The organism is Streptomyces sp. NPDC088124 (assembly GCF_040685895.1).
Classification (GTDB): Bacteria; Actinomycetota; Actinomycetes; order Streptomycetales; family Streptomycetaceae; genus Streptomyces.
This window is the reverse complement of record NZ_JBFBJB010000107.1, coordinates 1-12,386: the sequence shown is the minus strand read 5'-3', so window position 1 is coordinate 12,386 and position 12,386 is coordinate 1. Positions and strand designations below refer to the sequence as shown.

At 72.7% G+C, this 12,386-nt stretch carries 9 protein-coding genes and 1 pseudogene; 6 read left to right on the top strand and 4 right to left on the bottom strand.

All coding sequences use genetic code 11. The annotated features are described in order from the left end of the window. The 4 genes and pseudogenes from AB0P17_RS42540 to AB0P17_RS42525 all read right to left on the bottom strand — a co-directional run. Positions 1-347, bottom strand: a pseudogene (locus AB0P17_RS42540) (IS200/IS605 family accessory protein TnpB-related protein); the annotation flags it as partial. A gap of 52 nt (positions 348-399) precedes the next feature. Then, a complete protein-coding gene (locus AB0P17_RS42535) occupies positions 400-1,464 on the bottom strand; it encodes an iron chelate uptake ABC transporter family permease subunit (protein ID WP_365820388.1) in 1,065 nt (354 codons plus the stop codon). A 20-nt stretch (positions 1,465-1,484) separates the two neighbouring features. Continuing rightward, positions 1,485-2,522 (bottom strand): iron ABC transporter permease, encoded by a 1,038-nt coding sequence (locus AB0P17_RS42530; protein WP_365820386.1) that lies wholly within the window; start codon positions 2,520-2,522, stop codon positions 1,485-1,487. A 28-nt stretch (positions 2,523-2,550) separates the two neighbouring features. After that, complete coding sequence (locus AB0P17_RS42525) at positions 2,551-3,603, bottom strand: iron-siderophore ABC transporter substrate-binding protein (protein ID WP_365820384.1); 1,053 nt, start codon at positions 3,601-3,603, stop codon at positions 2,551-2,553. Positions 3,604-3,921: 318 nt separating this feature from the next. On the opposite strand from AB0P17_RS42525, the gene AB0P17_RS42520 reads away from it, so the two are divergent. The 6 genes from AB0P17_RS42520 to AB0P17_RS42495 all read left to right on the top strand — a co-directional run bounded on the left by AB0P17_RS42520 (position 3,922) and on the right by AB0P17_RS42495 (position 12,264). Beyond that, entirely contained in the window at positions 3,922-4,512 is a 591-nt protein-coding gene (locus AB0P17_RS42520) for an antibiotic biosynthesis monooxygenase (RefSeq protein ID WP_365820382.1), read from the top strand. A gap of 81 nt (positions 4,513-4,593) precedes the next feature. Next, the gene (gene pabB / locus AB0P17_RS42515; protein ID WP_365820380.1) at positions 4,594-6,816 is read left to right on the top strand and encodes an aminodeoxychorismate synthase component I; all 2,223 of its coding nucleotides are present in this window, start codon (positions 4,594-4,596) and stop codon (positions 6,814-6,816) included. Beyond that, positions 6,813-8,408 carry an AMP-binding protein gene (locus AB0P17_RS42510; protein ID WP_365820378.1) on the top strand — a complete coding sequence of 532 codons (1,596 nt, stop codon included), beginning with the start codon at positions 6,813-6,815 and terminating at the stop codon, positions 8,406-8,408. The genes pabB and AB0P17_RS42510 overlap by 4 nt, the downstream gene beginning before the upstream one ends. Before the next feature lie 41 nt (positions 8,409-8,449). Further along, positions 8,450-10,096 (top strand): class I adenylate-forming enzyme family protein, encoded by a 1,647-nt coding sequence (locus AB0P17_RS42505; RefSeq protein ID WP_365820376.1) that lies wholly within the window; start codon positions 8,450-8,452, stop codon positions 10,094-10,096. Position 10,097: 1 nt separating this feature from the next. Then, positions 10,098-11,324 (top strand): FAD-dependent monooxygenase, encoded by a 1,227-nt coding sequence (locus AB0P17_RS42500; RefSeq protein WP_365820374.1) that lies wholly within the window; start codon positions 10,098-10,100, stop codon positions 11,322-11,324. A gap of 40 nt (positions 11,325-11,364) precedes the next feature. Continuing rightward, positions 11,365-12,264 carry an aminotransferase class IV gene (locus AB0P17_RS42495; RefSeq protein WP_365820372.1) on the top strand — a complete coding sequence of 300 codons (900 nt, stop codon included), beginning with the start codon at positions 11,365-11,367 and terminating at the stop codon, positions 12,262-12,264. The last annotated feature ends 122 nt before the right edge of the window (positions 12,265-12,386 follow it).

The window sequence follows — 12,386 nt, the reverse complement described above, 5'->3', positions numbered from 1 at the left end:
ATCAGGCGCCGGAAGCGCTTGCGGCGGCCGTGTTTCTCGCGGGTCTTCTCACTGTCGAAGTCCAGGTCCTCGACCGCGATCGCCTTCACCCCGCATTAGCGGGCCCAGTGCAGGAGGCGGGTGAGGGCGTGGCGGATCTGCGCGTCCTGGTGAGCGGCATTCCCGGCCAGGTCGTAGGGGAAGCCGTGGGGTTCGCCGACCGGGTTGCCGTGGGCATCGAGGTGCCAGGCGGCGAGGTGGTCGTCATTCATGTCCACCCCGACACAGCCCGCCGCCAGCGCCGCCCCCAGCGGCAGGACCGGTACGGCTTTGCGCTGCCAGGCGGCGGTCACGTACCAGCGATTACGGTCCTGGATCTGTGACGCCGGCCCGAGCCGGCGCGCCGGCTCGCCCGCGTCGCTACAGCACTCCCCTGCGCCACTCGCGGATCAGCAGATATCCGAGGTACGCGCCCCCGATGGCCAGGGTGTAGATGCCGACCGGCAGGTTCTCGAAGAGCGGCAGTTGCTGTGCGCAGAGGTCCGCGAGCACCAGCAGCAGAGCCCCCATCAGGGTGGCGAGCAGCAGGTGCGGGCCCGAGCCGCGGGTGAGGCGCCGGGCGATCTGCGGGGCCGTCAGGGCGATGAAGGCGATCGGCCCCGAGACGCTGACCGCTCCGGCGGAGAGGACGATCGACAGGACGACGGCGGTGGTCTTCGTGGTCCTGGGCTCCGCCCCCAGTCCCCCGGCGATCTCGTCGCCCATCTCCGCGATGTCGAGACGGCGCGCGATCAGCGCGGCGCAGGGGGCGACGAGGAGCAGGACCAGCCAGATGGTGCCGGCGTGGCCCCAGGACCGGGCCGCCAGACTGCCGTTGAGGTAGGCGGTCAGGACGGCCGCCTTGTCGCGCTCCACGGCGTAGACGACGTACTGCGTGACCGCCGTGGCGATGGCGGCCACCCCGATTCCGGCCACGACCAGGCGTCCCGGGTTGCGGAATCCGCTGCCCGTCGACACGTACACCAGCGCCATGGCGAGCACCGCGCCGGTCAGGGCGCCGAGCGGCACGGGTACGGTGCCGGGCAGCAGCAGCGCCACGACGGCGGCGCCCGCGCCGGCGCCCGCGCCCAGACCGATCACGTCCGGGCTGCCCAGCGGGTTACGGGTGACCGACTGGAAGAGGGCGCCGGACAGTCCGAGCGCCGCGCCCGTGCCGACCGCCACCGTCAGCCGCGGCCCGCGCAGCCGCTCCAGGACGAAGGCGTCCGTTCCGCGCGCGCCGCCGGTGACGGCGTCCGCGAGATCCGGGAGCGGGATGCCGAGCCGTCCCAGGGACAGCGTGGCGACCGCGGCGGCCACCGTCAGGACCGCCGTGACGAGGGCGATCACGACCGATCTGCGCCGTACCGGCACCGCCACCGTGCGCCCGAGGGTGAGATGGCCGCGTGGCGCGGCGGTGCGGACCATGGTCCGGCTTTCCGTCATGTGCTCCCTCATGTGCTCCCTCATGTGCTGCCCTTCATCCCGCGCACGGCCACCAGCAGCGCGGGCGCCCCGACGAACGCCGTCACCACTCCGACCATCAGCTCCTGCGGGCGCAGGACGATCCGGCCCAGCACGTCCGCCAGGAGCAGCAGCGCGGGACCGGCGATCGCCGAGAACACGATCTGTATCCGGAAGTCGACGCCGACCACGGCGCGCACGATGTGCGGTACGGCGAGGCCGACGAAGGCGATGGGGCCGACCGCGGCCGTCGCCGCCGCGCTGAGCAGGGTCGCGGCGATCAGTCCGCCGGCCCGCAGGAGCGCCGGGTGCGCGCCGAGCGAGGCGGCCGACGCGTCGCCGAGGGCGAGCGCGTTGAGGCCGGGGCCCAGCAGCAGCGCGAGGACGAGTCCGGTCGCGGCGAACGGCAGGACGGACCAGAACACGTCGAAGTCCCGGCCGCCGAGCGCGCCGACCACCCAATAGCGGTAGCTGTCGAAGACCTTCGGCCTGCTCAGCGTCACCGCCTGGATGAACGCCATCAGCACCGCGGAGAGGACGGCTCCCGCCAGGACCAGCCGCACCAGGCTCGTACTCGCGCCCGCGGAGCCGATGACATGGACCAGGAGGCCGGCCAGCAGGGCGCCGGGCAGCGCCCACCACATGGTGTCGGAGCGGCCCGACGCGCCCAGGAAGGCCGTCGCCGCGACGACGCTCGCGGCCGCGCCGGCGTTGATCCCGAGCAGCCCCGGGTCCGCGAGGGGGTTGCGGGTGACCCCCTGCATCAGGGTGCCGGCGACGGCGAGGCAGACTCCCGCCAGCACACCGAGCGCCGTCCTCGGGTAACGGCTCTCGACGACAGTGGCGACATAGGGATCGGCGGTCCCCGTGAGGACGTCCAGGACGTCCCCGAACGATGTGGTCCTGCTGCCGAACATCACGCTCGCCGTCCCCGCGAGGACGAGCAGGACCGTCCCGCCGAGCAGCGCGGGGACCCACCGGGCGGCCCCGGCACGCGAGGTGCCGGGGCCGCCCGTTCTGGCCGGTGCGGTGGTGGTCATCCGGTTTCCGTACGCCTTACTTGTCGGGTTACTTGTCGAGCTTGGCGACGGCCTCGTCGATCAGCGGGAGGTAGCGGTCGACGACCCAGGGGACGGTGAGCGGGTTGATGATCGAGGACGCGGTGACGAAGGAGGTGTCGTCGGAGGCGACGAGCGAGTCGCGCCGGACGGCGGGGATCGCCGCGTACAGCTTCTGCGCCTCGGTCTCCTTACGGGTCTTGGCGTCCGAGTAGAAGGTGAAGACGAGGTCGCTGCCGGAGAGCTTCTCCGCGTTCTCCAGTCCGATCAGGGCCGAGTCGGTGCCCTTGGTCTCCTTGAACGTCTTCACCACCGGGTCGACGGTGAGGCCGAGGGACGAGACCATCTCGACGCGCTGCTCCTCCGGGAGGAAGACGCCGAGTGTGCCCGGGCCGGAGGTGTAGATGTACGAGAACGAGACGTTCCGGTACTTCGGCCGGGTCGCGGCGGCGTCCGCGAGCTGCTTCTCGATCGTCGAGATGAGCTTCTTCGCGTCGTCCGGCTGCCCCAGCGCCTTGGCGATGATCTCGATCTGCTCGTCCCAGTTGGTGCTCCAGGCCAGCTCGGGGTAGGCGACGGTCGGCGCGATGTCCGAGAGGATGTCGAACTGCTCCTGGGTGACACCCGACCAGGGGGCCAGGATCACATCGGGTTCGAGTTCGGTGATGGCCTCGAAGTCGATGTCCTCCCCGCCGGCGAACTGCTTGGGCAGTTCGCCGCCGGCCTTGGTCACCGCGTCGTGGATCCACGGCAGATAGCCGGTCTTGTCACTGCCCCACTCATAGCTCTCGATGCCGACGGGCGTGTGACCGAGGGCGATCGCGGTCTCCGCGGACCCCTGCCCCAGGGTCACGACCCGCTCGGGCTGCTCGGTGATCTCCGCCGGTCCGAGGGCGCTCTTGATCGTGACCGGGAACGCCCCGTCACTCGTCCCGTTCCCGGCCGGGGCACCGGACTTCTCGTCGCCGTCCGACGAACAGCCGCCGAGAACCAGGGTGAGCGCGGCGGCGGTTGCCGTGACGGCGAGGGTCCGACGACGCACGCGGGTGAACCAGGATGGCATGGGTGTTCCTCAGGTTTCGTGGGCAGCACAGATCGCAACTTCTTAGGCAAGCCTAAGCTAAGTCGGATTTCCCTTTCAACCGGCCCGCGCACCCGCCCCCGGCCGCGCGGGCGGGCGGGGCCGGGGAGGGGCGGCCCGTCTCCGCGCAGGCCGGAGGCGTGTGAAGGGTCCCCCGCCAAGGATTCACAGGATTCGTCCGGAACCGATTGAACACATGGCACAGTGCTTTCGTATTCAAGGATGTCCGGCTCGATGAATTGGGATCACCGGCCAAGGGATCACAGGCATCGCGATGCCCAAAAGGAGGTCACGGCCGGAGTGCCGAACGAACCGATCACCGTCACGACCGCCTACCACGTCGCGCCGGGCCGCGAAAGCGAGTTCCGCTCCTGGGCGATGGCGGTGCTGGGCGCGGCGGCCCGCGTTCCGGGTTATCTGGGCGGAGGTGTCCTCGCTCCCGGGAACATCGGATCGGAATGGCATGTCATTCACCGGTTCGACTCGGCCTATTCCGCGGCGGCGTGGGAGGAATCGGCCGCCCGGACACAGTTGGTGTCGTACGGGAATCAGCTTGCCCGGGAGACCGGGCACCGGAGGATACGAGGTCTCAGCGCCTGGTTCGAGGGACCGCCGGAGAGTGCACCGCCGGCGCCGCCCCGGCCGCCGCCGAAATGGAAGTTGTGGTTCGTGAACATGGGCGCCGTCTTTCCGCCGGTGCTCGTCTTCAACCTGACGGTGATTCCCTACTTAGGCGGTCTCAACGCACTCGTACGCACACTCATTCTCTGCCTGAGCGTGACAGCTATTGTCACCTGGGTGCTGATGCCGCGTCTTCAGCGCTTCCTCAAGAAATGGCTGTATCCCCCTCTCCAGGCGCTCCGCGGACGGCACAAGCGCCGGGCTGCTTGAAAGGAACGCGCGGAAACAAGGGGCACAGGACGAGGCATGGAACCGCAAGGCCCCGGAAAGAACGAAAAGGAGGTGGGCCGGGTGAAGACTCTGCTCATCGACAATTACGACTCGTACACGTACAACCTGTTCCAGCTCATCGCCGAGGTCAACGGCGAGGAGCCGGTCGTACTGCTCAACGACGCGCCGGACGGCGCGGAGCTGGATCTGCGGAAGTTCGACAACGTCGTGGTGTCCCCGGGGCCGGGACATCCCGGCACGGCGCGCGACTTCGGCATCGGTACGGCGCTGCTCGCCCGGTCCGGGATACCCGTGCTCGGGGTGTGTCTGGGCCATCAGGGCATCGCGGTGGGCGAGTTGGCCCAGGTGGTGGCGGCGCCCCGCCCCCGGCACGGCCATCTCTCCGTCATCCGGCACGACGGCCGTGAGCTGTTCCGCGGGATACCGCAGAACTTCACCGCGGTGCGCTACCACTCGCTGGCCGTGCGCGAGCCGCTGCCGCCGACCCTGGAGGCCACCGCGTGGGCCGAGGACGGGGTGCTGATGGGGCTGCGGCACCGGACCCGGCCGATGTGGGGCGTGCAGTTCCACCCCGAGTCGATCCTCACCGAGTTCGGCCACCGGATGCTCGCCAACTTCGCGGAACTCACCGCCTCCTGGTCGCGTTCGGGCCACGCGCGCACCCGGGGACGGCGGACCGTGGCGGCCCCCCGCGCCACGGCGAGGACGAAAGTGAAGGCGGAGGCGGAGGCGGAAGCGGCCCCGGTCGGCGGGGCCGGCGGGACACCGGCCTCCAGGGCACGCCCCCGCACCACCGGAACGGGCCGCTACCGGCTGCACAGCAGGATGATCGACACCGCCGTGGACCCCGAGGCCGCGTTCACCCGGATGTGCGCCGCCGCGCCGCGCGCGTTCTGGCTGGACAGCGCGCGGCGCGAGGCCGGACAGTCCCGCTTCTCGTTCTTCGGGGACGGCACGGGCCCGCTCGCCGAGTTCGTACGGTACGACGTCGGATCGGGGCACTGCGAGACCGAGCGGGCCGGGCAGGCCGTGCGCCACGTGCCGGGCAGCGTGTTCGACCATCTCGCGCGGCAGTTGACGGACCGCGCGGTGGACGCGCCCGAGCTGCCCTTCGACTTCACGGGCGGCTATGTCGGGTACTTCGGGTACGAGATGAAGGCCGAGTGCGGCTCCCCCAACCAGCACCGGGCAGAAACCCCCGACGCCTGCTGGCTGTTCGCCGACCGGATCGTGGCGGTGGACCACCAGGAGGGCACGACGTACGCGGTCGCCCTCGCCGAGAACACCCCGCGCGGCGCGCGGGAGGCCGCCGACTGGCTCGACTCGGCGATGGCCGAGCTGAGTTGCGTACCCGCGGCCCGCGAGCCCGCCGCGCCGCGCCCGGCCGCCGCCGAACTCGGCGCCGCCGAGCCGTGGCTGGAGCGCGACCGCAGAACCTATCTCGCCGACATCGAGTCCTGCCGGCGCGAGCTGGCCGCCGGGGTGAGCTACGAGATCTGCCTCACCAACGCCGCCGATCTGCCGGCGCCGCCCGACGCGTACGACTTCTACCGGGTGCTGCGCCGCCACAACCCGGCCCCGTACGCGGCCTATCTGCGGTTCGGCGACGTCGACGTGGCGTGCTCGTCGCCCGAGCGGTTCCTGCGGATCGGCCGGGACGGCACCGTGGAGGCCAAGCCGATCAAGGGCACGGCGCCGCGCAGCGAGCGGCCCGAGGAGGACGCCCGGCTGCGGGAGTCGCTCGCCGCAGACGAGAAGACCAGATCCGAGAACCTGATGATCGTCGATCTGCTCCGCAACGACCTGGGCCGGGTCTGCCGGACGGGCACCGTGCAGGTACCCCGGCTGATGGCGACCGAGACCTACGCGACCGTGCACCAGCTCGTCTCCACGGTGCGGGGCGAGCTCCAGGAGGACCGGACCGCGCTGGACTGCGTACGCGCCTGCTTCCCCGGCGGTTCGATGACCGGGGCACCGAAGCTGCGCACCCTGGAGATCATCGACCGCCTCGAAACGCGGGCCCGCGGGGTGTACTCCGGCGCCATCGGCTATCTGAGCTGCAACGGCGCCGCGGACCTCAACATCGTGATCCGCACGGCCGTGTTCAGCGGCGGCCGGATGCGGCTCGGGGCGGGCGGCGCCATCGTCCTCGGCTCCGACCCGGCGGCGGAGTACGACGAGATGCTGCTCAAGACCGCCGCCCCCATGCGCGCCTACCGGGACCACACGGTCTTCTCCGGCACCCCGCACCCCGCTGTCCCCGTAGAGGAGCCGGTCCGATGACACCCCCCACCACCCTGCGCCTGACCCCGCGCCCCTCCGCCGCGCCACCGGACCCCGGCGCCGTCACCGGCGGATACCGGGAGCGCCCGGGCACCGCCAGGAGCCGTCCGGGCAATCTGGCGGCCGACCTCGCCGACCTGGCGCAGCGGCACGGCTGGACCGATCGCCCGGCGTTCCACCAGGAGCACCGGGTCTGGACGCACGGGGAGGTGCACGACCTCGCGGCGCGTGCCGCCACCGTACTGGCCGACCGGGGGGTCGCCCCCGGTGACCGGGTGCTGCTCGCGCTCCCCGACTCCATCGCGTGGGTGACCACGTTCCTCGCGCTGGCGCGGCTCGGCGCCACCGCGGTGCTGGTCAATCCCGAACTGCCGCGCGCCGACCACGCGTTCATGGCCGAGGACGCCGGGGTCACCCTGGGCGTGACCGGTCCCGGGCTGGAGGACAGGATCCCGCCGGAGCGGCGGCTGTTCAGCGACCAGCTCCTGGCGCTCGCCTGTACCGCGGAACCGGCCGCCGCCCGCCCCGCCGGGTCCGGCACCCCGCTGTACGTCCAGTACACGTCCGGGACGACCGGGCGCCCCAAGGGTGTGGTGCACCACCACGGGGACCCGGAGGCGTACTACGAGTTCATCGGGAGGCGGCTGCTGCGGATCGGGCCCGACGACGTCACCCTGTCGGTCTCCAAGCTCTTCTTCGCGTACGGCTTCGGCAACGCGTTCGTCTTCCCGCTCTTCTCCGGGTCCTCCGCGGTCCTGGTCGACCGGCGCCCCTCCCCCGCGGCCGTGGACGAACTGGTGGCACGCCACCGGGTGACCCTGCTGTACTCCGTGCCGTCGGCGTACGCGGCGCTGGTCGCCGACCGGGCGGACGGACACGCGGCGTGCTTCGCCTCCGTACGGGCCGCGGTCTCGGCCGGTGAGGGGATGCCCGCCGGACTGGGCGAGCGGGTCTCCGAACTGCTCGGCGCGCCCGTCCTGGAGCAGATCGGCTCGACCGAGGTGGGCCACGCCTTCTGCGCCAACAGCCTCTCCCACAACGCGCCGGGCACCATGGGCCGCCCGGTGCCGGGGTACGAGGTGCAGCTGCGGGACGGCGCCGGAGCGCCGGTGCCGGACGGCGAGGAGGGCGAACTGTGGGTGAAGGGACCCACCGTGGCCGCCACGTACCTCAACCTGCCCGAGGACAGCACCCGTACCCTGGCCGGCGGCTGGCTGGCCACCCGGGACCGCGCCCGGCGCGAGCCCGACGGCACCTACCGCCATCTCGGCAGGACGGACGACATGGAGATGGTGGGCGGCATCACCGTGTCACCACTGGAGATCGAGGCCGTGCTGCGCACACACCCGGCGGTCCGCGAGGTCGCCGTGGCGGCCGTCACCGACGAGGAGGGCGCCACCCGGCTGCGGGCGTTCGTGGTGCCGGCCGCGCCGGCCGAGGACCCCGAGGAGCTGGCCGCGGGGATCACCGCACTCGCCAGGGAGCGGCTCGCCCCGTTCAAGGTGCCGAGGACGGTCCGTGTCGTGGAGTCACTGCCGCGCACCCCGACCGGCAAGCTCCGCCGCCACCTCGTACGCGGGGGCTCCTGGTGAACTCATCGCGGACATACGGACGTATCGAAAGGAACCGCCCCATGCGCCGGCCCCTCCTCTCCGAGCGCGGTTTCTCGCTCGGGATGATGTTCCAGCAGGCCGCCCGCCGGTACGGCGCGGTCCCGGTCACCCTGGACCGGCCGCTGGACGTGAGCCCCGGGGCCGGGCTCGACCTCAGCTATCCGGAGCTGGCCGACCTCGTGGACGACCTCTCCGCGCGGCTCTGGGCGGCGGGCGTCAGACCGACCGAGCGGGTCGCCATCCACAAGACGGACAACGTCGATATCGTGGTGCTGGCCTGCGCGGTCTCCCGGATCGGGGCCGTGCCCGCGCTGCTCTCGCCCGGGCTGCACGGCCGGGTCGCCGGTGAGCTGCTGGACCGTCTCGACCGGCCCTGGCTGCTCACCGACCGGGCCACGCTGGACGGTTCGCTGCGGGACGCGGGCGCGCCCGCGGCGGAGGCCGGCGCGCCGGGCGCCCGCGCCCCCGGGATCGCCGGGCTGGTCCGGCAGGTGCTCACCGTCGACCCGAGCGGCGGCGCCGCCGCGGAGCCCGGTGGCGCCGTACCGCTGGACACGTACGTCGGCGCGCCGCCGCACGCGCCGGTACGGCTCCATCCGCGCGAGGCCTCGCTGATCACCCACAGCTCGGGCACCACGGGGGTGCCGAAGCTGGCGGTGCACTGTGCCAACACGATGTGGAACCGGCTGGTCCCGCAGAAGGCGATGGGCTGGCCGACCCGGGGCGAGAGCGCGGCGCTGCACCTGTCCTTCGTCCACTCCCGCTTCTACCATCTGCTCGGTGTGCTGCTGCACTTCGGCAGCCCGCTGCTGCTGATCGTCGACCCCGACCCGGCGTCGGCGGGGCCGCTGCTCGCCCGGCACCGGCCCGGCATCGTGGAGACCCATCCCAACACCTTCGTGCTGTGGGAGGAATTGGCGGACGCGCCCGGCGCGCCGCTGTCCTGGGTGCGTTCGTACGGATCCACCTTCGACGCCATCCATCCGCGCACCGTCCGCAAGCTGCTGGGCGCCTCCCGGCGGCGCGCGCCCTGGCTCGTACAGCTCTACGGGCAGAGCGAGACGGGTCCGGTGGCGTTCCAGTGGTATTCGCGGCGCGGGGCGGAGAAGGCGGACGGCAGGCGCGTGGGGACGGCGATTCCCGGCTTCACCCGGGTCCGGATCGCCGACGGCGAGGGACGCCGGGCCGCGCCCGGCACACCGGGCCGTATCGAGGCCCGCACCCGGGGCCGCATCCTCACCTATCTCGGGGCACAGGAGACCTACGACCGGCAACTGCGCGACGGCTGGTGGCAGATGGGGGACGTGGGGTACCGCGGCCGCTGGGGCGGGCTCTATCTGATGGACCGGGAGATCGACCTGATCGACGAGGTGAACAGCAATCTCGCGGTGGAGGACGTGCTGATGTCCCGCCTGGACGAGCTGCGCGAGGTGGTGATCGTGCCGGGCGCGGAACGCGAGCCGGTGCCGGTGGTGTGTGTCCGGGGCGACGAGCCGCTGGACACCCGGCGGTGGCGTGAGGCCACCGCGGATCTGCCCGTGATGTCGGCGCCGCTCCAGTGGCGGTTCGACGATCTGCCGAGGACGTCGACGTGGAAGATCAAACGGGTGGAGATCACGGCCATGCTCACCGAGGGTGTCCTGCCCGCCGTCCGTTTCGGAGGCTGAGATGACCTCGGTCATGGTGGTGGGCGCCGGACCCGTGGGCCTGTCGGCGGCGCTCGCGCTGCGGGCGGACGGCCTGCCGGTCACCGTGCTGGAGGCCGATCCGCGGGGCCGCGAACGGCCCGGCAGCCGGGCCCTGTTCGTGCACCGGGAGACCTTGCAGCTGCTGGAGCGGATGCGCCCGGGGCTCGCGGCCGAGTTCGTCGCGTACGGCCGGACCTGGCACACCCGGCGCACCCTGTACCGGGGGCGTGAGGTGTACGCGCGGACCTTCCCCGCGCCCTCCCCCGCGCCGGCCGGGGAGGCGGCGGGCGCGGCGGCCGCGAAGGGCACACCGTTCACGAGTCTGCGGCAGGTGGACACGGAGAGGTTCCTGCTCGCGGCGTGCGAGGCGGCCGGTGTGCGCTTCGAGTGGGGGGCGCGGGTCGAGCAGGTGCGGGTGTCGAAGGACCGGGTCGGCATCACCACCGGCGACGGCAGGGACTGGTCGGGCAGCCATGTGATCGCGGCCGACGGCGCCCGTTCGACGGTGCGGGCCCAGCTCGGCATCCCGATGCGGGGGGTCCGGTCCGAGGGCTTCCACGTGGTGGTGGACGTCGCCGACATCCCGGGAGCGGAGCTGCCCCTGGAGCGGGTGTTCCACTACGAGCATCCGGGGGCGGGCGGGCGCACGGTGATGCGGGTCCCGTTCACCGGCGGGTTCCAGGTCGACCTCCAGTGCCGGGACGACGACGCGCCCGAGGCGTACGGGACGAAGGAGGCGGTACGGAGATGGCTGCCCCGGCTGGTGGGTGAGGGTTACGACGAGCGGGTGCTGTGGGTGTCGACCTACCGCTTCCTCCGCAAGGTGGCCGCCGAGTTCACCGATCCGGGCCGTCGGGTCCTCTTCGTCGGCGAGGCGGCGCACCTCTTTCCGCCGTTCGGCGCGCGCGGCATGAACAGCGGGATCGCGGACGCGGCGGCCGCGGCCTCGGCTGTCGCCGAGGGGATCGCCACCGGGTCGGCCCGCCCCGTCGAGGAGTTCGCCGCGGACCGGCGGGCGGCGGCGCTGTTCAACAGCGCGGCTGCGGGGGCGGCGCTCGACCATCTCCGGCCGCGGCGGGCCGTCCGGGTCAAGCAGCGCGCCGCGGCGGCGCTCTCTCCCGTACTGCCGTGGTGCGGCGAGTGGCTGGAGCGCGCGCCGTACGGTCCCCGGCACGGCTCTCCGGCCGGCGCGGGCCGCACATACTGACGACAGGCTGGGTGTGACGGACGACAGGAGGGACGACCGGATGGCGGCGACACCGACCGACCGCGCGGACGCGGTCACGGAACGGGTTCTGGGCTGGGAGCCCGGCCACGGCTTCACCGTTCTGGCGGAGCCTGCCGGGAGGCCGGCGGACGCCGGCGGCCCGGCCGGGGCAGGAGGCGCCGGCGGGTCCGGCGGGGCGCTGCCGGCCGCGGACTCGTGGCTGGTCGTCGACGGGCGGGTACGGGCGTTCTCCCGGCACCGTGAGCGGTTTCTGCGGGCCTGTGCCGAGACCGTGGAGCTGCCCCACGGTCAACTGGCGGCGTTCTGGCAGGACATGACGGCGGAACTGCCACGCGAGGGGATGTGGTTCCCCCGGGTGGAACTGGCGCCGCCGGGACGTACTCCCCTGCTGAGTCTGCGGTTGCGGGTCGCTCCGCCGCTCACCTCGCGGGTGCGGGTCTGGGCGGACGGCCAGCAGGACCCGCGGACGGTCCCCCGGCGCAAGGGCCCGGACCTGGAGACGCTCGCCGGGGTACGGCGGCGGGCGGCCGCCCACGGGGCCGACGAGGCGCTGCTGACCTCCGCGTCGGGGCTGGTGCTGGAGGCCGCGTACTCCAGCGTGATGTGGTGGGAGGAGGGGACGCTCTGTGTGCCCTCGCCGGCGCTTCCGGTGCTGGCGGGGGTCACCACGGCGGTCATCCGCGAACGGGCCCGGCGGGCCAGGATCCCGTTCGTCGCCCGTGACCGCACGGTGGCCGAGCTGGCCGGACGCGAGGTGTGGCTGGTCAACGCGCTGCACGGGATCCGTCCTGTGACGGCCTGGACAGGGCGGCCGATGGAGGCGGGGGCGGCGATGGAGGCGGGGCCGGCGACCCGCGCGCCGGAGTGGCGGGAATGGCTGGCCGGTATCACCGAGCCGCTTCCGGTGGACTGGCCGTGAACCCCGCCGAAAGGATGTCCGGCACCGGACTCTGACCCCCGGCCGCGAATACCCCGGAATCCGAACGCGGATATCGCGCCGAGCCGTTCTGAACGGCTCGGCGCGATATCCGCGGTTGTCCC